A 24478-nucleotide genomic window follows, 5' to 3' on the forward strand; every position below is an offset into this window, starting at 1 on the left:
ACGCCGAGGCCTGGGACGTGGGTGAGCGCCTGCAGCGCGATGGCGAGCAGCAGCGCGGGCAGCGCCATTCGCCGCTTCCACCACAGGGTCGGGATGCGCGAGGCGACGAACGCGAGCACCGCACCGATGAGCGCGAACCTCAGCTGGGCGAAGAAGACCGTGTAGGTGCGGATGCTCGCCGCCGACATGACCATGACCAGGCCGAAGACCGTCAGCGCGATGGTCGTCGACAGCAGCAGGTGATAGGTCGTGAGCGGCGTCTCGATGCGCTCGAGGAGGGCGTTGAGGCGCCCGACGAGGGTCGGGTCGTCGGGGTGGTCGGGCTTCGGGACGGACGCGCCGGCACGGCCCCGAGAGGCGCGTGCGCCGGGTCGCGCAGCGCCGGACGAGGTCGTCATGTCAGGCTCCTTCGGTCGGTCCCTGCTGTGCGCGGACGGCCTTCGCGAAGGCGTCGCCACGCGCGCCGTAGTTGGCGAACATGTCCATGGAGGCCGCAGCCGGGGCGAGCAGCACGACGTCGCCCGGCTGGGCGAGGGCCGTGGCCGCCGCGACGACCTCCGTCATGGCATCAGTGTCGGTGCTGGCGACGTCGACCACGGGGACGTCGGGCGCGTGTGGGGCGACGGCGTCGGCGATCTGCGCCCGGTCGCGCCCGAGCAGCACCACGCCGCGCAGCCGCGGCGCGGCCTCGCGGACCAGGTCATCCACGTCGGCGCCCTTGAGCAGGCCGCCGGCGATCCACACCACCGGGTCGAAGGCCCGCAGCGAGGCGGCTGCGGCGTGCGCGTTGGTCGCCTTGGAGTCGTCGACGTAACGCACCCCGAGATCGTCGCGACCTCGGCGATGCGGTGCTTCTCGGGGCGATAGGCCCGCAACCCCTCGCGCACGGCGAGCGGGCCGACGTGCTGCTGCTCCGGGCGAGGCCGGCGGCCGGCCAGCGCGTTGGCGACGTAGTGCGGCGCCACCGATGATCGCCGAGCAGGCGGCGAGGGTGCCGAGCTCGAGGCGCTGGCCGAGTCGGCGCAGGCCGCGATGAACGCCGCGGTCGGCGTCGCACCTCGTCGCACCACGCCGAGCATGCTGTCGGCCGGCACCCCGAGGGTGAACTCCACCGCGCGGTGCCCTGGACGGCGACGTCGAGCCTCCATGACCAGCGCTCGAGTGGTCGCCGGGCCCGCGAGACCGCGATGCAGGAGGCCATGCCCCTACGGCGCGGCGAGACCTCGCATGCAGTTCCCGAGCCGTGCCAGTCCAGGTGGTCGGCGGCGACGTTGAGGCACTGCGACGCGACGGGCCGAGATGGCGGCCAGTGCGAGCAGGCGCTGGACGCCGCGCGCGCCCACGTCGAACCCGCCAGGGGCGAGCACCGCCTCGACCCGGGACGCCGACGTTGCCGAGCGGCATGGACCGGCCCGGGGTGCCGCTGGCCTGCAAGATCGAGGCCAGCAGTCGGTGGTCGTCTTGCCGTTGGTGCCCGAGACGGTGGCCAGGGCGCGGCGCCGCGCTCGGCGCGCATCCGCCAGGCCAGCTCCACGCGGAGGACGGACCGGGATGCAGCGGGCGGGCCTCGTCCAGCCAGCCGATGGGACTGGGAGCAGCCCCGCCCTCTGCCTGCCCGCCGTCCCGACGACCGGCTGGTCGACGTCGCGCGAGCTCCGAGCTCGCATGGGGCGCCACGACGGACGTCGGCCTCGAGTCGAGGGCGGGCCGACCGGCGCGCCCGGCGGCAGCAGCGCTCCGGCAGGTGGCTCGGCTGTCGGCAGCCGTCGTGGCTGACGGCGATCCGGCGACGCCTCGGCGGGCGACGGACCGCGTGCGCCCCGACGACTGGCCGAGGCCGGTGACGAGGACGCGCAGGCCGGCCCAGTCGGCGTCGCGCGACAGCCCAGGCCGGTGCTGCGGTTCGGGCGCGACCGTGGAGCGGCCGGTGCCGGCATCGAGTCCAGGCGGTCGCTCGCGGCCCACCACCCACTCTCCGTAGAACGAACGCCACCGAGCGCGCGCACAGGCCCGTCGATCCAGAGCTGAACGACCGTGCCTCGCGAGGTCCCGGCGAGCTCGAGGTGGTGGTTCAGCGGGGCGCGATCCGGACGACGCTCTCGCCCACGTGCCGACAGCTCGGCAGAAGCCTGATGGCTGGATCATGACCGGGCGCCTCGGTGACGGCAGGCCCGGCGCTGGCGCTCGAGCAGCCGGTGCGCCGGCGCGATGTCTGCCGACGCCCGGCAGGTCCTGGTTCCGAGCCCTGCACGCCGAGCGCGTGCGCGCCGGTGTCACCGCATGAAAAGCTTGGCTCGGCGCTCTCGGTGCACCGGGTCCGAAGCGAGGCCTGACCTCGGCCGCGGCCGACGATGGCCACCACACCGGATCTTCGTGTGCACCTCGCCGCAGGCTGCGGCGCCTGCGGCGACCACCGGTGTGGCTCATGCCGAGGTGCCGGGGCCGATGATCCCTGCCGAGGCGGTCGAGCATCCTGCTCGCCGGCCCTGCCGCAGGGCCGATCAGGCCGCTCGGTACCGCCGGCTCCGGCCGGCACCGCTCAGCCCGGCCCAGGCAGCCGAACCAGCCGTCGTGGTCCGCCGGGGCGCTGGTCCGCGGTGGCCCGTCGATGACGGTCGACCGCGCAGCACGGTCGCGGATACGGGCACCTTGACCAGACGGCCGGCGTCCGACGGGTCCGGCGTCGAAGGTGTGACCCGGGGCTCCAGGACGAGCACACGAGATGTCGGCTTCCGTGACGGCGCGTGCCGCGATCGAGCGCACGCGCCAGTCGCGCGCAGGAGGCGCGACGTCTTGATGCCAGTCGGTGCGCAGCCGCGACGCTGCACGCTGCTCGCCCGGTCGCGTCGGCAGCTCGATCGCCTCGAGGGCATGGTCCGAGCTGCGCGACAGGTGCGGCTGCCAGGTGCCGTGCTGGACGGCGTCGCGGAGCCGGGCCGCAGCGTGATGACCGCGGCGATCATCGTCGGGGTGCCGCGCTTGGTGCTGGGAGCGGTCGGCCCGCGTCAGCAGGAACGGCGACCTCACCGGCTTGATGAACTCGGGCGCACCTGTCCGAGACCGGCGATCGCCGAGAACGCGCCGGCTCGGCGACCGACATGCAGTCGGTGCAGATCCACGCCTGTCACGGTGCGGCACGTCAGGTCGACGTGCTGCGTGACGTGATCACCGGCCTGCTCGAGGACGACCCGACCCTCGAGCCACGCGACATCCTCGTCATGTGCCCTGACATCGACGCGTTCGCCCCGCTGGTGCACGCAGGCTTCGGCCTCGGTGCGCCGCGGGCGGTGACCGGCGAGCACTCTCTCCCGCCGGGGTTCGCGGATCGCGCTGGGGCACAACAGCATCCGGCACCACACCATCCGGCGCAGGGGCATCCGGCACAAGGACATCCGGCCCACGGGCTCCGGGTGCGCCTGGCGGACCGAGGGCCGCGCGAGACCAACCCGCTGCTCGAGCTCGCCGCCCAGCTGGTGGTGCTGGCCGGCGGACGGCTCACCGCGAGCGAGGTCCTCGACCTGGCCCGCACCGAGCCGGTGCGGGTGCGCTTCGCCCTCGACGACGACGACCTCGACCGGTTCGGTGACTGGGTCGACCAGGTCGTCATCCGGTGGGGGCTCGACGAGGAGCACCGCGCCGACTACCAGCTGTCGTCGTTCGCGCAGAACACCTGGCGCGCCGGTCTCGACCGCGTCGTCGTCGGCGCCGCGCTCGACGGGGTCGACCGCGACCACGTCGGCACCGTCCTCGCCCTCGACGACCTCGACAGCGGTGACATCGACCTGGCGGGCCGGCTCACCGAGCTCGTCGACCGGCTGGGTGCCACCGTGCGCCGGCTGCGCGCGTGCCGGGGCGCCGACGAGTGGGCCGAGGCCCTGCGCGACGGGGTGCTCGGTCTCGCCGACGTGCGGTCGAGCGACGCGTGGCAGGTCACCCAGCTGCGCCGTGAGCTGTCCCGCATCCAGGGCTCGGCCGCCCGCGAGACCGGCACGGCCGATCTACGGCTGTCGGACGTCGCGACCCTGCTGTCCGCGCACCTCGCCGGGCGGGCCACGCGAGCCAACTTCCGCACCGGCACGCTCACCGTGTGCACGATGACCCCGATGCGCTCGGTGCCGCACCGGGTGGTGTGCCTCGTCGGTCTGGACGACGGCATCTTCCCGCGCACGACCGTGCCCGACGGCGACGACGCCCTGGCCCGCAACCCGCTGACCGGTGAGCGCGACCCGCGCAGCGAGGACCGCCAGCTGCTCCTGGACGCGCTCATGGCTGCGCGCGAGACGGTGGTCATCACCTACACCGGGGCCGACGAGCACAGCGGCGCCGAGCGCCCACCGGCCGTGCCGCTCGGCGAGATCATCGACGCCGTGCAGGCGACCGCCTCAGGTCCCGGCGCGGAGGCCGTCGTCACGCGGCACCCGTTGCAGCCCTACGACACGCGCAACCTCGGCGTTCCTGGCGACGACGGCACGTCGCTGCGACCCGATGGGCGGCCGTTCAGCTACGACCCCACGGCGCTCGCGGGAGCGCAGGCGGCCCTCGGCGAACGCACCCTGGCCCAGCCGCTGGCCGACGTGGCGCTGCCGCCGTCCGCCCAGGCTGCCGGCGCCGACGACGTCCCGCTCGACCAGCTCATCCGCTTCCTGCTGAACCCCGCCCAGGACTTCCTGCGCACCCGGCTCGGCCTGCTGCTGCCGGAGGTCCCCGAGGAGCGCGCCGAGGGCATCCCCATCGAGCTCGACGGACTGCAGCGCTGGACGGTGGGCGACCGGCTGCTGCGCGCCGTGCTCGCCGGCCGTGATCTCGACGAGCTGGTGCGCGCCGAGGGCTGGCGCGGTGAGCTGCCGCCGGGGGGACTCGGCAGTCGTCAGCTCGCCGACATCACCGAGATCGTCAAGCACCTCACGGCGGCCGCCTGGCGGGTGGGTGGCGCCGGAGCCCCGGGGCGGCCGGCGCCGACGCGCACGGTCGACCTCGAGATCACGCTGCCCGACGGACGTCGGGTGGTGGGCACCGTCCCGGGCATGACCGATGCCGGGGCGCTCGAGGTCACGTACTCGACCCTGAAGGCCAAGCAGACGCTGCGCTCGTGGGTCACGGCGCTCGCCCTGAGCGCGGCCGGTGAGGAGCTCTCCAGCGCCCACCTCGTCGGTCAGCTCCGCCGCGGCAACCGGCCGGGCGTCCGGCACCTCACCCACGGACCCATGCCGCGCGAGCTGGCGATGACCACGCTGGCCGATCTCGTCGACCTGCGCGACCGAGGGCTCGAGGGCCCGATCCCGTTGCCCGGCAACGCTGCTCACGCCTACGCCCGCACGTTCCTGGTCAGCGGGAGCCCGCGCGACGCCGAGGAGTCGGCGACCAAGGAGTGGGAGAGCCAGACCGGGCGCTTCCTCAAGGTGGGTGAGCAGGAGGACCCGGCCCACCTGCAGGTCTACGGCGAGGCGGTGGGCCTGCACCAGATCCTCGGTGAGCCGCGGGACGACGAGATGTGGTTCCCGGGCGTCACCAGCCGGCTCGGGCAGTACGCCCTGCGGCTGTGGCGGCCCGTCCTCGACGGCGACCTGCAGCAGGGGGAGTGGGCATGAGCGCGCGGCACTTCGCCATCACCGACCCGCTCCCCGAGGGCACCGTGCTCCTCGAGGCCAGCGCCGGGACCGGCAAGACCTGGACGATCGCGGCCCTGGTCACCCGCTACGTCGCCGAGGGCGTCGTGACCCTGCCCGAGATGCTGGTCGTCACCTTCGGTCGGGCGGCCAGCCAGGAGCTGCGCTCGCGGGTGCGCGAGCAGCTCTACGCCGCCGAGCGCGCGCTCGACGACCCGCCGCCGGTCGAGGACCGCGACCAGCTCCTGACCTTGCTGCTCGCGGTCGACGAGGACGAGCGGTTGCTGCGACTCGAGCGGCTCCGCACGGCGCTCACGTCGTTCGACGCGGCCACCATCGCGACCACGCACCAGTTCTGCCAGCAGGTCCTGCGCAGCCTCGGCGTCGCGGGCAACACCGACGCCGGTGCCCAGCTGGTCGACGACCTGGACGACCTGCTCGTCGAGGTCGTCGACGACCTCTACCTGCGCGGCTTCGTGGGGGCCACCAACAGGCCGATCTTCTCGCGCCGCGACGCCTTGGCGATCGCCCGCCGGGCCATCGAGGACGACCACGCCACGCTCGCCCCCTCGGCAGCCGAGCCGGGCAGCGTCGCCGCCCGTCGCGTGGGTTTCGCTCAGGTAGTGCGTCGAGAGATGGACGTCCGCAAGCGTCGGCTGCAGGTCATGCACTACAACGACCTGCTCACCCAGCTCGCCGACGCCTTGACGGACAAGGACTCGCCGGCCCGCGCACGGATGCAGGCGCGCTGGCGGGTGGTGCTGGTCGACGAGTTCCAGGACACCGACCCGGTGCAGTGGCAGGTGCTCGACCGCGCCTTCACCGGGGTGGCGCACGCGATGGTGCTGATCGGCGACCCCAAGCAGGCGATCTACGCCTTCCGCGGGGGTGACATCGTCACCTACCTGGAGGCCGCGCAGACGGCACAGGAGCAGGCCACGCTGCCCTGCAACTTCCGTAGCGACGCCGGGCTGGTGCGGTCCATCGGCGCCCTCCTCGGCGGGGCGGCCCTGGGCGACCCGCAGATCATCGTCCACGACGTGGAGGCGCAGCGCACGCAGTCTCGGCTGCACGGCGCGCCACATCCAGAACCGTTGCGGCTCAGGCAAGTTCGCCAGCGCGAGCACCTGCGCGGCAACAGCAAGGTCGGTGCCGTGCGCGCGCACATCGCCCGCGACCTCGCGCTCGACGTGGCCGCGCTGCTGGACTCCGGGGCGACCTTCGACGGACGGCCGCTGCACGCACGCGACGTCGCCGTCATCGCGCACACCTCGCGCACCCTGATCGAGATCCAGCAGGCGCTGCGCGACGTGGGCATCCACGCCGTCAGCACCGGTGGCTCGAACGTGCTGCAGAGCAAGGCCGCCCACGACTGGCTGGCGCTCCTGACGGCCATGGCGGCCCCGCACCGGTCCATGCTGACCCGCGCGGCTGCGCTCACCGACCTGGTCGGCCTCGACGTCGAGCGGCTGGCCACCGGCGGCGACGACCTCGACGACGAGCTGGCCGCGCTGATGCGGCGTCTCGCCACGGTCTACGCCCGGCAGGGGGCGGCTGCGGTGATCGAGTCCCTCACGGTCGCCGGCCTGCCGGCTCGCGTGCTGGGGCGGGTCGGTGGCGAGCGCGAGCTGACCGACCTGCGCCACGTGGGTCAGCTGCTGCACGAGGTCGGTCAGCGTGAGCAGCTCGGCCTGGTGGCGCTCCTCGAGTGGTTGCAGGCCCAGCTCGCCGACGACACCCCGGTCGCGGCGGGCGCGCGCACCCGACGCCTGGACAGCGACGCTGCGGCCGTCCAGCTCGTCACGGTGCACGGCAGCAAGGGCCTGCAGTACCCCGTCGTCTACCTCCCCGCGCTCTCGGATCGGTGGGTCAGCAAGGAGGCCGACATCCCGCTGTTCCACACCGAGGCCCCACAGCGCACCCGTTGCATCGACGTGGGTGGTCCCTCGGGTCCGGAGTGGGCGGACTCGGTGCGGCGGCACAAGGCCGAGGAGGCGGGGGAGTCACTGCGGCTGCTCTACGTCGCACTCACCCGGGCGCAGTCGCAGGTGGTGGCCTGGTGGGCTCCGTCCAACAACGTCGCCGCGGCGCCGTTGCATCGAGCTCTGTTCGGGCGCAGTCCGATCCAGGCCGAGATCCCCGACACCGTAGCCGCCCCCAAGACCGACGACGACGCCACCGAGCGGCTCTCGCGATGGGCCGAGGTCGGCGCGTTCACCCTCGAGCCGGCCGACCTGGGCGACCCGGTGCCGGCACCGGTCCTGACGGCGCCGAGCGGGCTCGGCATCGGGCGCTTCGACCGCGTGGTCGACACCAGCTGGCGGCGCACGTCCTACTCCGCCCTGAGCGCTCCGCGCGACGCCGAGGGGCACGAGCTGAGCGGTGGCGTCGGCAGCGAGCCTGAGGTCGTGCCCGCGACGACGAGCCCGAGATCCCGGTCGTCGTCGACGAGAGGCCCACGCTGCCTGGCCTGCTCCCGGGCGGCGACGACCTGCCCTCACCGATGGCCGACCTGCCGGTGGGCGCCACCTTCGGCTCGCTCGTCCACGCCGTGCTGGAGCACGCCGACCCGCAGGCCGTAGACCTCGACGCCGAGCTGCGCGCCCGGATCGGCGAGCAGCTGGTGTGGTGGCCGGTCGACGTCGATGTGGACCGGCTCGTCCACGCCCTCGTCGCGGTGCTGGACACGCCCCTCGGACCGCTGGCCGGCGGCACCACCTTGCGCGCGGCCGGCACGCGAGATCGCTTGTGCGAGCTGGACTTCGAGCTGCCGCTCGGGGGCGGTGACCTGGCGGCACCGACCGGCCCCCGCAGGCTGCTGGGTGACCTCGCCCCGCTGCTGCGTCGGCACCTCCCGGCCGGTGATCCGGTGCGTGGCTACGCCGACGTCCTGGACGCCGAGCCCGTGCTGGCCGAGCAGGAGCTGCGCGGCTACCTCACCGGGTCGATCGACGTGGTGCTGCGGGTCGACGGCCGCTACCTGGTCGTCGACTACAAGACCAACTGGCTGGGCCAGCTCGACGCCCCGCTCACTGCCTGGTCCTACCGCCCCGAGGCGCTGGTCGAGGCGATGGGGCACTCCAGCTATCCGCTCCAGGCGTTGCTGTATGCCGTTGTGGCACACCGCTTCCTGCGCTGGCGAGTGTCGGACTACGACCCGCACCGGCAGCTGGGGGGCGTGCTCTACCTCTACCTGCGGGGCATGTGTGGGCCCAGCACCCCCGTCGTCGGCGACCAGGTCTGCGGGGTCTTCTCCTGGCAGCCTCCGGTAGACCTCGTGGTGGCCGTCTCCGACCTCCTGGACGGCGCGTCGGTCGATGGCGTGTCGGTCGATGGTGCGTCGGTCGACGGCGCGGCTGCGGATGGTCGGGTCGGGGCAGGGGCGCGAACGGTCAAAAGCCGCCCACGTCGGAAGGATGCGTGATGGTGCCAACCGAGGACCCGAAGACTGCGGGGCAGGCCGGCCCCGACGGCGTCGAGGGCCACCGCGCCGGCGCCGAGCCGATCGAGCGGTTCGAGCCCACGGGACCGTTCGACCGTCGGTTGGCGCTCGGCGCACAAGGGCGGCTGAAGGAGCTCAACGAGGCGGGCGTGCTGACCGCCGCCGACGTGCACCTGGCCCGCACGCTCGCCCGCGCCGCGCACGAGCAGGACGAGGACGCCGTGCTCGCCGCCGCTCTGGCGGTCCGCGCCGTGCGCCAGGGGTCGGTGGCCGTCGACCTGACCGCGTTCGCGCGTGGACGGCCGAGCCTCGATCCCGACGGCGCTGGCCCCGACGACGTTGAGCCCGCCGGCGCTGATCCCGACGGCCCAGCCGCTGGCAAGGCTGATCCCGACGAGATCCCACCCGACCAGGCGCTGCCGTGGCCGGATGCGGAAGGCTGGACCGACCGGGTGGCGGCCAGCGCCCTGGCCGCGCAGCACGCGCTGGTCGTCGAGCACGGTCTGGTCTACCTCCAGCGCTACCACCACCAGGAGCGGCAGGTTGTCGCGGACCTGCACGCCCGCGCCGAGCAGGCGCCGCCGGTGATCGACGACGCGCGGCTGGTCGCCGGGCTCGAACGCGTCTTCCCCGGCAGCGGCTTCGCCGAGCAGCGCGGCGCAGCAGAGCGGGCGGTGCGCTCGTGGACGACGGTCCTCACCGGGGGCCCGGGCACGGGCAAGACTACGACGGTCGCCGGAGTGCTCGCGCTGCTGGCCGAGCAGGTCGAGAGCTCCTCGGGTCGGCCCGTGCGGGTCGCGCTCGCCGCCCCCACGGGCAAGGCCGCGGCGCGGATGCAGGAGGCGGTGTCCGCGAGCTTTGCGGCCATGCTGGAGCGCACCGACGACCCGGCGGTACGCGCGCGGATCGAGCACCTGGGCCGGGTCGAGGCCACCACGGTCCACCGGCTGCTCGGCCGCCGCCCCGACAGCCGCACCCGGTTCCGGCACGACCGGGCGCACCGCCTGCCGCACGACGTGGTGCTCGTCGACGAGGCGTCGATGGTGTCGCTCACGCACATGGCCCGGCTGCTCGAGGCGGTCCGTCCGACCACCCGGCTGATCCTCGTCGGCGACCCCGACCAGCTCGTGTCGGTCGACGCCGGTGCGGTGCTCGCAGACCTCGTGGCGGGCGTGGAGGCCAGCGCCGAGCCGCCACTCGCGCTGGCCCGGCTGTCCACACCGCATCGCTACGGCGCGGCGATCGGTCGACTGGCCGAGGCGCTGCGTCGCGGGGACGCCGACGCGGTCGTGGACGCCCTGCAGGGCGGCGGTGACGAGGTGCGCTGGCTCGCCGAGCCCGATCCCGCCCCCTACCTGCGCGCCGAGCTGACCCGGCAGGCCGTCGACCTGCACCAGGCGGCCGCGGCAGGCGACGCCGAGCGGTCCCTGGCGCTCGTCGAGCGCCATCGCCTGCTCTGCGCCCACCGCAGCGGCCCGTTCGGGGTCCGCACGTGGAACCACCGCATCGAGGGCTGGCTGAGCGAGGCCACCGGGGACACGTTCTACGACCCGATGTATGTGGGCCGGCCGGTGCTGGTGACGGCCAACGACTACGCGACCGGTGTCTTCAACGGCGACGTCGGCGTGGTGGTCGCGGCGCGGCAGGGTGCGGCCTCGGGGCGGTTCGCGATGATCCGCGGCGCCAAGGGCGACCAGGCGTTCGGCACCGGGCGCCTCGGCGACGTCGAGACCATGCACGCGATGACGATCCACAAGTCGCAGGGCAGCCAGGCGACGCACGTGACCGTGCTGCTCCCCGAGCTGGACTCGCCGCTGCTGACCCGCGAGCTGTTCTACACCGCGGTGACCCGCGCGCAGGAGCGGGTCACCGTCGTCGGGTCCGAGGAGGTGGTGCGAGCAGCCGTGGCCCGACGGGTGGTGCGAGCGAGCGGGCTACGAGCGAGGTTGGCTCAGACGACGCCGAGCGCGACCATCGCGTCGGCGACTCGGATGTAGCCCGCGAGGTTGGCCCCGACGACGTAGTCGTTCTCGAAGCCGTACTCCGCCGCGGTGTCCCGGCAGGTGGCGTGGATGTGCCGCATGATCTCGCGCAGCCGCTCGTCGGTCTGCTCGAAGGTCCAGCTGTCCCGGCTCGCGTTCTGCTGCATCTCCAGGGCGCTGGTGGCGACCCCGCCGGCGTTGGACGCTTTGCCGGGTGCGAAGAGCACGCCGGCCTCGATCAGCATCTCGGCCGCTTCCGGCGTCGTCGGCATGTTGGCGCCCTCGGCGACCAGGTGGACCTTGTTGGCGATCAGGGCTTTCGCCTCGGCCGCGCCGACCTCGTTCTGTGTGGCGCACGGCAGCGCCACGTCGCACGGGACCTCCCAGATGGAGCCCTCGGTGACGTACCGGGCCGAGGGCCGCTGGTCGGCGTAGTCCTTCATCCGGCCGCGGCGGACCTCCTTGATCTCCTTGAGGAGCGCGAGGTCGATGCCGTCCTCGTCGACCACGTAGCCGCCGGAGTCCGAGCACGCGACCACGTTGGCGCCGAGCTGCTGCAGCTTCTCGATCGCGTAGATCGCGACGTTGCCCGACCCGGAGACGACGCACCGGCGCCCCTCGAGGTCCTCGCCGCGGGTCGCCAGCATCTCCTCCACGAAGTACACCAGGCCGTAGCCCGTGGCCTCCGTGCGCACGAGCGAGCCGCCCCAGGACAGCCCCTTGCCGGTGAGCACCCCCGACTCGTAGCGGTTGGTGATGCGCTTGTACTGGCCGAACAGATAGCCGATCTCGCGACCGCCCACGCCGATGTCACCTGCGGGGATGTCGGTGTGCTCGCCGATGTGTCGGTAGAGCTCGGTCATGAAGGACTGGCAAAAACGCATGATCTCGGCGTCCGAGCAGCCCTTGGGGTCGAAGTTGGAGCCGCCCTTGCCGCCGCCGATCGGCAGGCCGGTGAGGGCGTTCTTGTAGACCTGCTCGAAGCCGAGGAACTTCACGATCGACAGGCTCACGCTCGGGTGGAAGCGCAGCCCGCCCTTGTAGGGCCCGAGCGTGGAGTTGAACTCGACCCGGTAGCCGCGGTTGATCCGCACCTCGCCGCTGTCGGAGATCCACGGCACCCGGAAGATGATCTGGCGTTCCGGCTCGCACATGCGGCGCAGGATCGACCACTGGGCGTACTCCGTGCGGGCCCCCGCGATCGGCGCGAGGCTGCGCATGACCTCGTAGACCGCTTGGTGGAACTCCGCCTCTCCAGGGTTGCGCTCGAGCACCTCGTCGAACATCGGGGCCAGGTTGGGATGCAGCTGATCGCTCTTCACGTGAGGAGAATAAGGGGGCGCTCAGCCGTCGGGCTGGGCGGGGCCGGTCGCTCGGCCGCCTTGACCCGCTCCGGCCCGGCTCGCGAGGGTGCCGGGCAGGGGCCGGTAGGACGACGGTGATCGGGCGTGCCAGAGTAGGCCAGTGAGCACCGAGGAGCACGGATCTGGGCACAAGCCGGACGAGCCCGACCAGCACGACTACCCCCAGCACGACGACCGCAAGCACGGGGACGGTCAGCACGGAGACGGTCAGCACGAGCACGGCAGCGTGCCGGGGTCCGAGCAGGAGTGGGACGAGCGTTACGCCGAGCAGGTGTGGAGTGGCCGGCCCAACGGTGCGCTGGTCGACGAAATCGCTGACCTCGCGCCCGGTCGCGTGCTGGACATCGGGTGCGGTGAGGGCGCCGACGCGATCTGGCTCGCAGGGCGTGGCTGGCAGGTGACCGCCCTCGACGTGTCGGGGGTCGCGATCGCCCGCGCCCGCGCGGCCGCCGAGGAGGCGGGGGTGCACGTCACCTGGGTGCACTCCGGGCTGACCGAGGCGGACGTCCCCGTCGGCGGTTTCGACCTGGTGACGGCGTTCTACCCGGCGTTGCGCAAGACCTCCGAGCGGCTGGCCGAGCGGGCCGCGCTGGCGGCGGTCGCCCCGGGCGGCACGCTGCTGTGGGTCGAGCACGCCGACATCGACCGCGAGCACGCGCTGGAGCGGGGATTCGACCCGGACGACTACGTCGGGGTGGACGACGTGCTGGCCCTGATCCGCCCGGACGCGGCCGACGCGACCATCGGCACGGCCACCGACGCGACGGCCAGCACCGACGCCTGGACCATCGACGGCGAGGGCCGCCGGCCGCGCCGGATCGAGGGCGGCGCCGGCGCCCACCACCACACCGACCTGCTGCTGCGCGCCCGCCGCGCCGAGGCCGGCGAGGTCGACGCCGAGGCGACCGACCCGGCAGCCGCCACCGCCCCGACCACCTCAACCATGACCGCCAGCACCCTGACGGTCACCGCCACCGACGGGACGCCGGTGCACGTCCACGTCTGGCTGCCACCAGGGCGGCCGAAGGCGGTCGTCCAGCTCGCCCACGGCATGTCGGAGCACGCGAGCCGCTACGCCCGGCTGGCGCAGGCGCTGACCGCTGCGGGCTACGCGGTCTACGCCGACGACCACCGGGGCCACGGCGAGACGGCGGCGAGCCCGGACGACTACGGCTTCTTCGGCGACCGCGACGGGTGGGACCTGCTCGTCGGTGACCTGGTCGCCCTCACGGCCACCATCAAGGAGCGTCACCCGGGGCTGCCGGTGGTCCTGCTCGGCCACAGCATGGGATCGCTGCTGGCCCGCACCTATGTCCTCGAGCACGGCCGCGACCTCGCCGGCGCGGTGTTCTCCGGCACGGCGGGCGACCCGGGCCCCGTGCGCCGGTTCGGGCTGGCGCTCGCGCTCGCGGAGACGCGGGTGCGCGGACCGCGTCACCGCAGCACCGTGCTGGACTCGATGACCTTCAGCGGCCACAACAAGCGGTTCGCGCCCAACCGCACCGACTTCGACTGGCTGTCGCGCGACGAGGACGAGGTCGACCGCTACGTCGCCGACCCGGCGTGCGGGTTCATCGGGACCTCCCGCTTCTTCGCCGACCTGCTCGACGGCGTGGGTCGGATCAGCGACGACCGACGGCTGGCCGGCGTCCCCCAGGGCCTGCCGGTGCTGCTGCTAAGCGGCGGCGACGACCCGGTCGGCGACTTCGGCAAGGGGCCGCGCCAGGTGGCCGACCAGCTGCGCCGCGTCGGGCTGCGCGACGTCGACGTGCGGCTCTATCCGGGCGCGCGGCACGAGGTGTTCAACGAGACCAACCGCGACGAGGTCACTGCAGACCTGATCGGCTGGCTGGACGAGCGCCTCGCTCGCTGAGCGGTCGTGCGTGGCGCGGGCGCTCCGCCCGCCGAGCGGCTCCCGCGCGCGGCGCCTCCCCCCCCCCCCCCCCCGCGCCACCCGGCCGGCCGTCTCGCGCACTGACGGCCGAGCGCCAGGCCCAGGCAGGAGGTCTACCGTGGGGAGGACGCACCGACTCGGAAGGACCGCACCATGCCGCAGCTCCGCTCCCGCACGACGACCCATGGCCGCAACATGGCCGGGGCCCGCGCCCTGTGGCGGGCGACGGGCATGGGTGAGGGCGACTTCGGCAAGCCGATCGTCGCCATCGCGAACTCGTTCACCCAGTTCGTGCCCGGCCACGTGCACCTCAAGGACATGGGCCAGCTGGTCGCGGGCGCGATCGCCGAGGCCGGGGGAGTGGGCCGCGAGTTCAACACCATCGCGGTCGACGACGGCATCGCGATGGGCCACTCGGGCATGCTCTACTCGCTGCCGAGCCGCGAGATCATCGCCGACTCGGTCGAGTTCATGGTCAACGCCCACCAGGCCGACGCGCTCGTGTGCATCTCGAACTGCGACAAGATCACGCCCGGCATGCTGCTCGCGGCACTGCGCCTCAACATCCCCACGGTCTTCGTCTCCGGCGGTCCGATGGAGGCCGGCAAGGCGATCATCGGCGAGGACGGCACTGCGCAGACGCGCCTGGACCTCATCGACGCGATGATCAAGTCGGTCGACGACACGGTCTCCGACGAGGACATCACGACCATCGAGCAGAACGCCTGCCCCACGTGCGGCTCCTGCTCGGGCATGTTCACGGCCAACTCGATGAACTGCCTCACCGAGGCGCTCGGCCTCTCGCTGCCGGGCAACGGCTCGACCCTCGCGACCGCCGCCGCGCGCAAGGAGCTCTTCCTCGACGCCGGTCGGCTCGTCGTCGACCTGTGCCGGCAGTACTACGAGGGTGACGACGCGTCGGTGCTCCCGCGGGCGATCGCCACCAAGCCGGCGTTCGAGAACGCCATGCGCCTCGACATCGCCATGGGCGGCTCGACCAACACGATCCTGCACCTGCTCGCGGCCGCCCAGGAGGCCGAGGTCGACTTCGACCAGCACGACATCGACGCGCTCTCGCGCGAGACGCCGTGCCTGTGCAAGGTCGCGCCCAACACCACGCAGTTCTACATGGAGGACGTGCACCGCGCGGGCGGCATCGCGGCGATCCTCGGCGAGCTCGACCGCGGCGGCATGCTCAACCGCGACGTGCGGTCGGTCCACTCCGCGAATCTCGATGACTGGCTGGGCGATTGGGACATCCGTTCCGGTCGCACCACCGAGAAGGCCACCGAGCTGTTCCACGCCGCTCCCGGTGGCGTGCGCACCACCGAGGCCTTCTCGACCACCAACCGCTGGGCCAGCCTCGACACCGATCCCGAGCACGGCTGCATCCGGTCCGTAGACCACGCCTACAGCTCCGAGGGCGGCCTCGCCGTGCTGCACGGCAACCTCGCGCCGGACGGCTGCATCGTCAAGACGGCCGGCGTGCCCGAGCACCAGTGGTCGTTCTCCGGGCCGGCGCGCGTCGCGGAGTCGCAGGAGGAGGCGGTCTCGATGATCCTCGGCGGGCAGATCCAGTCCGGCGACGTGGTCGTGGTGCGCTACGAGGGGCCGAAGGGCGGGCCGGGCATGCAGGAGATGCTCTACCCGACGTCCTACCTCAAGGGCGTGGGCCTCGGCCCGAAGTGCGCGCTCATCACCGACGGACGCTTCTCCGGCGGCTCGTCCGGTCTCTCGGTCGGGCACGTGTCGCCGGAGGCCGCGTCCGGCGGCCCGATCGGACTGGTCCGCGACGGTGACGTCATCGAGTTCTCGATCCCCGAGCGCCGCGTGCAGCTGATGGTGCCCGACGACGAGCTCGAGCGGCGCAGGGCCGAGCAGGCCACGCTCGGCTGGGTCCCGCGTGACCGCGACCGCCAGGTCTCGGCCGCGCTGAAGATCTTTGCCCGGTTCGCCCAGAGCGCCGACAAGGGCGCGGCACGGAAGGTCGACTGATGACACCCACCGAGCCGGACCGGATCGAGCCGGACACCAAGGACTGGACCTTCGTCATCACCGACGGCTGCGCCGAGTGCGGCTTCGAGCCGTCGTTCGACGTGGCGAGCACCGGTGCGCTGCTGCGTGACTCGTTGCCGCGCTGGCGAGCACGACTGGCAGCAGACGACATCCACGTGCGTCCGGCCCAAGACGTCTGGTCGCCACTGGAATACGCGTCTCACGCCCGCGACACCTCGCGCGTCTTCCGGGGTCGGCTGGAGCTGATGCTGAGCCGGGACGACCCGACCTTCGACGACTGGGACCAGGACCTGGCGGCCGTGGAGGGGGAGTACTTCACGCAGGACCCGACTCGGGTCGCCGAGGAGCTGACCCGCGAGGGCGAGGCCACCGCAGCGCTGTTCGACCAGGTGACCGGCGACCAGTGGCAGCGACCCGGTCGGCGCAGCAACGGCTCCGTCTTCACGATCGAGACCTTCGCGCGCTACTTCATCCACGACGTCCACCACCACCTGGTCGACGTCAGCGCCTGACGTCGCAGCCTGGCCTGACATCACTACCCGAAGCGTCGCTCAGAGAGCCACGTCCTCGGGGACGACCTGGTCACCCTGCAGCTGCGCGTCGGTGGGGCGCACGACCAGCACGTCGCAGCGCGCCCCGCGGACGACGTCCGTGGCGACCGTGCCGAGCAGGCGCTCGGCGATGGACACGTCGCGGATCGCTCCGACGACGATCAGGTCGGCATGTCGGTCCTCGGCGGTCGACATCAGGGCCTGTGCCGGGTCACCCTCGACGAGCAGGGCCGCGGACGTGGTCGCCCCGACCTCGCGGGCCACGCCGACGGCGTCCGCGAGTGCCTGGCTGGCCGACGACCTGCCGCGGACGTCGCCGGCGGCCGGGTCCAGCCCGAGGGTCGACGTGGACTTCGCCTCGGCCCGGCGCAGCAGCCCGCTCCAGGCGCACACGATGACCAGGTCGGCGTCCTCGAGCTGAGCCAGCCGGGCAGCCCGGCGGACGGTCGGCGCGGCCAGCGCGGAGCCGTCGGTGCCGACGACGATGGTGCGGTAGGTCGTCATCATGGGGTGGTCTCTCCGTCCGGCTCGGGACCTGTCGATCGGGGGCATCCTGCGGGGCGCATCAGTGGGCCGCCGGCAGCTGGGTCGACAGATCCTCGACGTCGCGCACGATCGGCGGCTCCTTGATCCAGAGCATGGCGGCCGCGGCCAGCCCGAGGAACACCGCAGCGAAGGTGATGGCGTTGTTCGGGTTGCTGCCCAGCAGGTGGGAGTAGATCCAGCTGAAGCTCACGGTCTGGATCAGCATCGGGATGACGATCATCATGTTGATGATGCCCATGTAGACGCCGTAGCGGGTGGACGGGATCATCCGGACCGCCATGATGTAGGGGACGCCGAGGATGGACGCCCACGCGATGCCGAGGCCCGTGATGGCCACCAGCACCAACCACTTGTTGTCGAGGTGGGGCACGATCAGCAACCCGACGGTGGCGCACAGCAGGGCGGCGATGTGGACCAGCTTCGCGCCGCGGCGACGAGCGGCGCTGGCGAGGGCGAACGACACCATGAAGGTGACGATGTTGTACCAGCCGTTCACCATCCCGGTCCATGCCGTCGCCTGGGTGTAGCCCTCGTTGCTCGCGAGGTGCTCGGCATGGGGGTCGACGTCCCAGATCGACTGTGCCATCGACAAGGTGATGAACTGCCAGTAGCAGTTCATCGCGAACCACTGGAAGAAGTAGACCAGCGCGAGCTTGCGCAGCTCGACCGGCATGTCGACGATCGCTTCCCTGATCTCCGAGATCATCCGACCGGGTCCGTGCTTCTCCGCGCGCAGCGCCGCGAGCTCCTCGTCGCTCGGCGGGAGCTCCGCCGTCGACAGGACGCTGACCAGCACGGTCGCGATGGAGCAGACCGACCCGAGCATGAAGGCGCCGACGACCCAGTAGGGGATGCCGGACGCCATGGCGCCCGAGATCATCGACTGGAACACGACCAGCGACAGGTTGGCGAGCGTGATGCCGAGGCCGGCGAAGAAGGACTGCGCCAGGAAGCCCTTAGCGAGCTGCGAGGGGGGCAGCCGGTCGGCGATGAAGGCCTTGTAGGGCTCCATCGCCGTGTTGTTGCTCGCGTCCAGCAGCCACAGCAGCAGCGCCGCCATCCAGATGGCCGAGACGAAGGGGAAGAGGAACAGGCAGATGCTGCAGCCGATCGCACCGACGATGAAGAACGGCTTGCGCCGACCCCAGCGCGGGTGCCAGGTGCGGTCGGACCAGGCGCCGATCATCGGCTGGATCAGCAGGCCGGTGATCGGGCCGGCGAGGTTGAGCAGCGGCAGCTCCTCGGGGGACGCCCCGAGATAGGTGTAGATCGGGTTGATCGCGGTCTGCTGCATCCCGAAGGAGTACTGGATGCCGAAGAAGCCGAGATTCATCAGCAGGATCTGCCGCATGCTCATCAGCGGCTTCGCGCGCACGACCGTGCGCCCGGCGCTGGTGCCGCCGTGCTCGTTCATGGAGGTGCTGGTCGCCTGGCTCATCGCGCGCCACCCCCGGCCAGGTAGGTCTCCAGACGACCGAGCTCGGCCTCCCAGCCCGCCGAGTGCTGGTCGGCGATCGACGGCGGGTAGGGGCCTTGGATGATCCGCACCAAGGTGCCGTCGCGACCGGTCTTGACGAACTCGACGCGCAGCTCCATCCGCTGCTGCGGGTCGATCTCGGGGTCCCCGCTGATCTGCTGGAGGGCGACGAACACGTCCGGGTCGAAGAACTCGGTGAACATCGCGTCGGTGGTGACACGGACCGAGGGGTCGTCGTCGCGCACCTTGACGTGGTGGTGCCGACCGCCGGGACGCAGCTCGGACACCAGCCCGTCGGTCTCGACGTGCCACCCCGGGCTCCCTCGCCAGCGGGCCATCTGATCCGGCTCGGTCCAGGCCCGGAACAGCGTCGAGGCATCTTGGGCAAACATGCGCTCGATGATGATCATGGTGTCGGCACGTTGTTGGCTCGGCATGGCAACCCCTGCAGTCGTCCACGGGGCCCGGCGGGTGCCGGGCCGGAATAGGCTCAGCGGTAGATTGCCCCCGGTTGCCGCGCGAGGCGAGTCGACTGACGCGATTCGTGACGCGATTCCTGACGCGATTCGGTGGAGGCCGGCACGACCGACGCTCGGCGCGAGGCTGACGCCGGGTCAGTCCTGCGGGTAGATCTCGATATCGGTTGCCTTGAGCGACAACCAGATTGGCGACCCTGGGCGCAGCTGCAGCTCGGCGACCGCGGCCGGTGTGACGTCGACCAGCAGGTCCGGTCGGGCGTCGACGGCGAGTCGCACGCGATCCCCGAACGTCTCGATCGACTCGATGCTGCCCTCCACCAGGTTGCGGGCGCTGCCGTGCTGGGGCCGCTCGGTGTGCACGGCGATCGCCGACGGGCGGATCGCGGCCAGCACCCGGTGGCCGGCGGCGATCTCGGCCGGCGCGACGACGACCAGTGAGCCGCGCTCGCTGAGGTCGAGCGTCGTCGAGCGGCCGACTCGGCGCAGCACCCCGGCGTGCAGGTTCAGGCCGACGAGCGTCGCGACGTAGTCCGTGCGCGGCCGACGTGCCACCTCGGCGGGTGGGCCGGCCTGGGTCAGCCTGCCGTGCTCGAGCACCAGCAGGCGGTCGGCGAGGGTGATGGCCTCGAGCGGGTCGTGCGTGACGATCACCGTGGCGGCGTCGAGCTGGTCCAGGTGCGAGCGCAGCTCGGTGCGCGTGATCGATCGGGTGCGCACGTCGAGCGCCGCGGTGGGCTCGTCCAGCAGCAGCACCCCGGGGGTCGTCGCCAACGCTCGGGCGAGGGCTACCCGCTGCGACTGGCCACCGGACAGCTGCGCAGGCCGGTGATCGGCCAACGACTCGATCCCGAAGCGGCGCAACCACTCCCGCGCCGCGCGACGGGCTTGCGCACGGTCTACGCCCTGCGCACGAGGGCCGAACGCGACGTTGTCGACCGCGTCGAGGTGGGGGAAGAGTCGGTGGTCCTGGAAGACCAGCCCGACCGGTCGGTCCTCGGGTGGCAGGTAGTAGCCGCGCTCGACGTCGTCGAAGACGTTCTCGCCCAGGCTGATCCGACCGCGAGTAAGAGCTGTGATCCCTGAGATCGATTGCAGCAGAGTGGTCTTGCCCGACCCGTTGGGGCCGAGGACCACGGTGACCTGACCGCGCGCGAAGGTCTCGGAGAGCGCCAGCTCGAAGTCGCCGCGGACGACGGACCCGTCGAACACCAGGTCGCTCAACGGAGTTCACCCGCGGCGCCGTGGCCCAGACCGCCCAGCCAGCGCCCTCGCAGGCACAGCAGCACGACCAGGCAGACCCCGAGCAGCAGCAGCGACAGCGCGATGGCCGCGTCCGGGTCGCTCTCGAGCGCGAGGTAGACCGCGAGCGGCATGGTCTGCGTGCGACCCGGGAAGTTGCCGGCGAAGGTGATGGTCGCGCCGAACTCTCCGAGCGCCCGGGCCCACGACAGCAGCGCCCCGGACAGCAGCGCCGGCACCGTGAGGGGCAGCGTGACGCGGCGGAAGACGGTCAGCGGCGCTGCTCCCAGCGTGCGGGCGGCCTGCTCGAGACCGCGGTCGGCGGCGCGGAAGGCGCTCTCGACCGAGATGACGAGGAAGGGCATGGCGACGAAGGTCTCGGCGACCACCACCCCTGCGGTCGTGAACGGGAGGGTGATGCCGGTCCACTGGTCCAGCAGCCGGCCGACCACCCCGGTCCGGCCGAGCGCCATGAGCAGCGCGACGCCCGCGACGACCGGCGGCAGCACCAGCGGCACGGTGACGAGGGCGCGCACGAGCGGCACGAGGCGCGAGCGCGAGCGGGCGAGGAACCACGCCAGCGGCACCCCGACGACGACCGAGACGAGCGTCGCCAGGGTGGCGCAGACCAGCGACAGCCGCAGCGCCGCCGCGACCTCGGGGCCCGCCAGGATGTCGCCGAGCGAGGTCCACGGCGCCCGCACGAGCAGCGCGACGAACGGCACGACGAGCATCGCCGCGCCGATGGCCGCCGGGATCCCGAGGGGCCAGGGGACGCGCGTCCCCGTCGGGTCAGGGCGCCGTGAAGCCGGCATCGGTGAGGACGGCGCGCCCCTGCGGCGAGCGCACCAGGTCGGCGAAGGCCTGCGCGGTCGCGTGGTTGGCCGAGTCCTTGACGGTGGCGATCGGGTAGCTCGTGCCGGCGGCCTGCGCGACCGCCCCGGTGCCGACCGGGATCGCCCTCACCGTCGCGCCCGAAGCCTTCGCGTCCGTCACGTAGACCATTCCCGCGTCGACCTCGCCGAGGCGCACCTTGGTGAGCACGGCCTTGACGTCGGCCTCGCGGGTGACGGGGGTGACCTGCAGCCCAGCCCGGTCGAGCACGGCAGCGGCCACCGCGCCGCAGGGGACGGCCTGCTGGCACAGCGCGACCGTGACGTCGGGCCTCGCGAGGTCGGCGAGGGCGGTGACGTGCCCCGGGTTCGCCGCCGGCACGACCACGGTCAGCTCGTTGACGGCGAACGTCTGCGGAGTGTCCACGCGGTCGGCCTGGACGGCCCGCTGCATCGTCGAGGCGCTGGCGGCCGCGAACACATCGGCCGGGGCGCCGCTGACCAGCTGCTGGGCGAGCGTCGAGGAGGCCCCGAACGACGTGGTGACCGTGACCCCGGGGTGCGCGGCCTCGAACTGCTGGGCCAAGGTGGTGAAGCTCTCCTTGAGCGACGCGGCCGCCAGCACGGTGATCTCACCCGACACCGGTCCCGCGGCTGCGGATGCCCCGGCGCCGGCGCTCGCGGCACCCCCCGAGGTGGCCGCGGGGCGGTCGGTGGTGCCGCTGCCGCACGCCGCGAGGCCCAGCCCGGCCAGCACGATCGCGGCGGTCGTCACGGCGCGGCCGGGGGAGCGGTCGAGACCCGGCGAACGGCTGAGGGCGGGGGAGCGGCGCACGACTCCGACGATAGCCGAGGAGCGGCGCCGGTCAGCCGGAGGTTCACGCAGGCCCGCGGGACAGGTCTGACGGGCGACCGGCGCAGCGCCGGATGGGCACGACCGGGACAAAACCCCAACAATGGCCCCATGTGGTGGCGAACGCTCTGGCGCTGGCGGCGGCACGTGCTCGCCGCGGTGCGCTGGGCGCTGCAGTCGGACGCCACGGAGTCCGAGCAGAGCCGCAGCGAGCGCACCCGGCGCGGCCGGCTCGTCCAGGGGATCACCCACGGCGGGCAGGCGATCGGCTCGACGGTCGCCGCGGCGCCCAGGCTGGCGTGGCGGTGGGGCCCCCGGCCGGTCAACGACCAGATCGAGCACCTGGTGCGCCGAGCGCCGGTGTGGGTGGGGAGCGCCTCGCACCTGCCGAGCACGGTCTACGTCCCGGACACCGAGCCGGCGTGGACGCTGGAGCGCACCCGACGGTCCTGGTGGGGCGCGGTGCTGGAGGAGCTGCGCGTGCGGCTGCCGCTGGTGATCGTCGTGCTGCTCTGGCCGCTGATCATCCTGCTGCGCCGGGTGGGGGTGCCGGGCGTGCGCTGGCTGACCGACCTGGAGCCGGTCCGGGCCACGAGCGGCGTCGTCTTCCCCGCCGCGCTGCTGCTGCTGATCGTGCTCATCACCCGGTCGTCACGGCAGCTGCTGGCGTGGCGCCAGGCGTTGCGCACCGGGCGATGGCAGGTCTGGCAGGCGCACCGCCCCGGCGGACCGGCCCGCGGGCGGCAGGGGACCCGGACGCTGCTGGAGCTGACCTCGATCTCGCACCGGACCGGTCGCGGGTTCCGCGCGGTCATCGTCTCGGACCGGCTGGACCCCGAGCTCGAGGCGGCGCTGCCCGGCACTGTCTGGGTGCGCCCGACCCGGGACAGCCAGGGGCTGGTCGTCGCGCTGCCGGACGGCGTCGCGATGAGCGGGGCGTTCCTGCCGGCCGACCGCCGCGTGCTCGCCCGGCTGCTCACCAACGCCGACGAGGCGCAGCGGGTGGGTGTGATCGGGAAGGGCGTGATCGGGACGGCCGGGCGCACCGGTGAGGGTGCGCCCGGCCGTCCGGAGCGTGATGAGGTGCTGGCCCGCGTCAGAAGGTCGACGCGTCGATGACGAACCGGTAGCGCACGTCGGAGTCGACGACCCGCTCGTAGGCCTCGTTGATGGCGTCGGCGCCGATCTGCTCGATCTCGGCGGTGATGCCATGCTCGGCGCAGAAGTCGAGCATCTCCTGGGTCTCCGCGATGCCGCCGATGCACGAGCCGGCCAGCGACTTGCGCATCCCGATGAGCGAGAACGCCTGCACGCTGAGCGGCTTGGAGGGCGCGCCGAGCTCGACGAGCACGCCGTCGAAGCGCAGCAGCGCGAGGTAGTCGTCCATCGGCAGGTTGACCGAGACGGTGTTGATGATCAGGTCGAAGGTGCCGCGCAGCGCCTTCATCGCGTCCTCGTCGGTGGTCGCGACGTAGTTCTTGGCGCCGAAGCGCAGGCCGTCGTCCTTCTTGGCCAGCGAGTGCGACAGCACGGTGACCTCGGCGCCCATGGCCGCGGCGATCTTGACGCCCACGTGACCGAGCCCGCCCATGCCGATGATCGCGACCTTCGACCCGGGGCCGACCTCCCAGTGCCGCAGCGGGCTGTAGAGCGTGATGCCGGCGCACAGCAGCGGGGTGGCGGCCGCGTGGTCGATGCCGTCGGGCACGTGCACGACGAAGCGCTCGTCGACGACCACGTGGGTGGAGTAGCCACCCTGGGTGATGGTGCCGTCCTTGTCCTTGACGCCGTAGGTGCCGATGTTGCCCTTCACGCAGTACTGCTCGAGGCCCTCGGTGCAGGCCTCGCACTCCTGGCAGGAGTTGACCATGCAGCCGACCCCGACGGCGTCGCCCACCTGGTGACGGGTGACGTCGGAGCCGACCTCCTTGACGTGGCCGATGATCTCGTGGCCCGGCGTGAGGGGGTAGGTCTGCTTGCCCCACTCGTCGCGGACGGTGTGGATGTCGGAGTGGCAGATCCCGGCGTACTCGATCTCGATCAGCACGTCGTGCGCGCCGACGTCACGTCGGTCGATCGAGGTCTTCTCGAGGGGAGCTCCACCGGAGGGTGCCGCGTAGGCGGCAACAGTCGTCGTCACGGCACCGACGCTACGCCGAGGCACTGACAGACCCCCAAGGTGAGAATCCTTCTCGC

General features: G+C 72.6%; 17 protein-coding genes and 1 pseudogene. 8 read left to right on the plus strand and 10 right to left on the minus strand.

What is annotated here, in order from left to right:
• Together MM440_RS10365 and MM440_RS10370 are read right to left on the minus strand one after the other, a co-directional pair.
• Positions 1–398 (minus strand): annotated as a pseudogene (locus MM440_RS10365) (hypothetical protein); the annotation flags it as partial.
• A 1-nt stretch (position 399) separates the two neighbouring features.
• Positions 400–819 carry a glutamate ligase domain-containing protein gene (locus MM440_RS10370; RefSeq protein WP_241444237.1) on the minus strand — a complete coding sequence of 140 codons (420 nt, stop codon included), beginning with the start codon at positions 817–819 and terminating at the stop codon, positions 400–402.
• Between the two features lie 2279 nt (positions 820–3098).
• On the opposite strand from MM440_RS10370, the gene MM440_RS10375 reads away from it, so the two are divergent.
• The 4 genes from MM440_RS10375 to recD are packed head-to-tail and all read left to right on the plus strand — an operon-like array spanning position 3099 to position 11045.
• Positions 3099–5588 carry an exodeoxyribonuclease V subunit gamma gene (locus MM440_RS10375; protein ID WP_241444238.1) on the plus strand — a complete coding sequence of 830 codons (2490 nt, stop codon included), beginning with the start codon at positions 3099–3101 and terminating at the stop codon, positions 5586–5588.
• Positions 5585–8188, plus strand: a complete 2604-nt coding sequence (locus tag MM440_RS10380) for a UvrD-helicase domain-containing protein (RefSeq protein ID WP_338155640.1) — start codon at positions 5585–5587, stop codon at positions 8186–8188. The genes MM440_RS10375 and MM440_RS10380 overlap by 4 nt, the downstream gene beginning before the upstream one ends.
• Complete coding sequence (locus MM440_RS17355; protein WP_338155641.1) at positions 8110–9030, plus strand: PD-(D/E)XK nuclease family protein; 921 nt, start codon at positions 8110–8112, stop codon at positions 9028–9030. Before MM440_RS10380 ends, MM440_RS17355 begins: the two co-directional genes overlap by 79 nt.
• Entirely contained in the window at positions 9030–11045 is a 2016-nt protein-coding gene (gene recD, locus MM440_RS10385) for an exodeoxyribonuclease V subunit alpha (RefSeq protein WP_241444239.1), read from the plus strand. The genes MM440_RS17355 and recD overlap by 1 nt, the downstream gene beginning before the upstream one ends.
• Here recD and gdhA read toward each other — a convergent pair.
• A complete protein-coding gene (gene gdhA, locus MM440_RS10390; protein WP_241444447.1) occupies positions 11000–12316 on the minus strand; it encodes an NADP-specific glutamate dehydrogenase in 1317 nt (438 codons plus the stop codon). The two genes, recD and gdhA, sit on opposite strands and share 46 nt — an antisense overlap.
• 178 nt (positions 12317–12494) lie before the next feature.
• Between gdhA and MM440_RS17360 the strand changes: the two genes are divergently transcribed.
• The 3 genes from MM440_RS17360 to MM440_RS10410 all read left to right on the plus strand — a co-directional run bounded on the left by MM440_RS17360 (position 12495) and on the right by MM440_RS10410 (position 16816).
• On the plus strand, positions 12495–14267 hold the full coding sequence (locus MM440_RS17360; protein WP_338155642.1) for an alpha/beta fold hydrolase: 1773 nt from the start codon (positions 12495–12497) through the stop codon (positions 14265–14267).
• 174 nt (positions 14268–14441) lie between these two features.
• On the plus strand, positions 14442–16283 hold the full coding sequence (gene ilvD, locus MM440_RS10405) for a dihydroxy-acid dehydratase (RefSeq protein WP_241444240.1): 1842 nt from the start codon (positions 14442–14444) through the stop codon (positions 16281–16283).
• Positions 16283–16816, plus strand: coding sequence for a DinB family protein (locus MM440_RS10410; RefSeq protein ID WP_241444241.1), 534 nt, complete (start codon positions 16283–16285; stop codon positions 16814–16816). Before ilvD ends, MM440_RS10410 begins: the two co-directional genes overlap by 1 nt.
• Positions 16817–16855: 39 nt before the next feature.
• Here the strand turns inward: MM440_RS10410 and MM440_RS10415 are convergent, their stop codons facing one another.
• The 6 genes from MM440_RS10415 to modA all read right to left on the minus strand — a co-directional run bounded on the left by MM440_RS10415 (position 16856) and on the right by modA (position 22264).
• Entirely contained in the window at positions 16856–17362 is a 507-nt protein-coding gene (locus MM440_RS10415; protein WP_241444242.1) for a universal stress protein, read from the minus strand.
• A 58-nt stretch (positions 17363–17420) separates the two neighbouring features.
• A complete protein-coding gene (locus MM440_RS10420; protein ID WP_241444243.1) occupies positions 17421–18839 on the minus strand; it encodes an MFS transporter in 1419 nt (472 codons plus the stop codon).
• Positions 18836–19315 (minus strand): SRPBCC family protein, encoded by a 480-nt coding sequence (locus MM440_RS10425; protein WP_241444244.1) that lies wholly within the window; start codon positions 19313–19315, stop codon positions 18836–18838. The genes MM440_RS10420 and MM440_RS10425 overlap by 4 nt, the downstream gene beginning before the upstream one ends.
• Before the next feature lie 177 nt (positions 19316–19492).
• Positions 19493–20578, minus strand: a complete 1086-nt coding sequence (locus tag MM440_RS10430) for an ABC transporter ATP-binding protein (RefSeq protein ID WP_241444245.1) — start codon at positions 20576–20578, stop codon at positions 19493–19495.
• Positions 20575–21411, minus strand: a complete 837-nt coding sequence (locus tag MM440_RS10435) for an ABC transporter permease (protein ID WP_241444246.1) — start codon at positions 21409–21411, stop codon at positions 20575–20577. The genes MM440_RS10430 and MM440_RS10435 overlap by 4 nt, the downstream gene beginning before the upstream one ends.
• On the minus strand, positions 21389–22264 hold the full coding sequence (modA, locus tag MM440_RS10440) for a molybdate ABC transporter substrate-binding protein (protein ID WP_241444247.1): 876 nt from the start codon (positions 22262–22264) through the stop codon (positions 21389–21391). The genes MM440_RS10435 and modA overlap by 23 nt, the downstream gene beginning before the upstream one ends.
• Positions 22265–22393: 129 nt before the next feature.
• Here modA and MM440_RS10445 point away from each other — a divergent pair, with 129 nt between their 5' ends.
• Entirely contained in the window at positions 22394–23401 is a 1008-nt protein-coding gene (locus MM440_RS10445; RefSeq protein WP_241444248.1) for a hypothetical protein, read from the plus strand.
• Here MM440_RS10445 and MM440_RS10450 read toward each other — a convergent pair.
• Positions 23379–24422 (minus strand): NAD(P)-dependent alcohol dehydrogenase, encoded by a 1044-nt coding sequence (locus MM440_RS10450; RefSeq protein ID WP_241444249.1) that lies wholly within the window; start codon positions 24420–24422, stop codon positions 23379–23381. The two genes, MM440_RS10445 and MM440_RS10450, sit on opposite strands and share 23 nt — an antisense overlap.
• Positions 24423–24478: the final 56 nt, after the last annotated feature.

The organism is Arsenicicoccus piscis, from assembly GCF_022568835.1.
Taxonomy (GTDB): domain Bacteria; phylum Actinomycetota; class Actinomycetes; order Actinomycetales; family Dermatophilaceae; genus Arsenicicoccus; species Arsenicicoccus piscis.

Excerpts from the sequence above, each read along its gene's own strand:
- MM440_RS10435 (WP_241444246.1), bottom strand. The coding sequence starts at position 21,411 with ATGCCGGCTTCACGGCGCCCTGACCCGACGGGGACGCGCGTCCCCTGG.
- MM440_RS17355 (WP_338155641.1), top strand. The coding sequence starts at position 8,110 with ATGGCCGACCTGCCGGTGGGCGCCACCTTCGGCTCGCTCGTCCACGCC.
- ilvD (WP_241444240.1), top strand. The coding sequence starts at position 14,442 with ATGCCGCAGCTCCGCTCCCGCACGACGACCCATGGCCGCAACATGGCC.
- MM440_RS10375 (WP_241444238.1), top strand. The coding sequence starts at position 3,099 with ATGCAGTCGGTGCAGATCCACGCCTGTCACGGTGCGGCACGTCAGGTC.
- gdhA (WP_241444447.1), bottom strand. The coding sequence starts at position 12,316 with ATGTTCGACGAGGTGCTCGAGCGCAACCCTGGAGAGGCGGAGTTCCAC.
- MM440_RS10410 (WP_241444241.1), top strand. The coding sequence starts at position 16,283 with ATGACACCCACCGAGCCGGACCGGATCGAGCCGGACACCAAGGACTGG.
- MM440_RS10415 (WP_241444242.1), bottom strand. The coding sequence starts at position 17,362 with ATGATGACGACCTACCGCACCATCGTCGTCGGCACCGACGGCTCCGCG.
- MM440_RS10425 (WP_241444244.1), bottom strand. The coding sequence starts at position 19,315 with ATGCCGAGCCAACAACGTGCCGACACCATGATCATCATCGAGCGCATG.
- MM440_RS10380 (WP_338155640.1), top strand. The coding sequence starts at position 5,585 with ATGAGCGCGCGGCACTTCGCCATCACCGACCCGCTCCCCGAGGGCACC.
- recD (WP_241444239.1), top strand. The coding sequence starts at position 9,030 with ATGGTGCCAACCGAGGACCCGAAGACTGCGGGGCAGGCCGGCCCCGAC.
- MM440_RS10420 (WP_241444243.1), bottom strand. The coding sequence starts at position 18,839 with ATGAGCCAGGCGACCAGCACCTCCATGAACGAGCACGGCGGCACCAGC.
- MM440_RS10445 (WP_241444248.1), top strand. The coding sequence starts at position 22,394 with ATGTGGTGGCGAACGCTCTGGCGCTGGCGGCGGCACGTGCTCGCCGCG.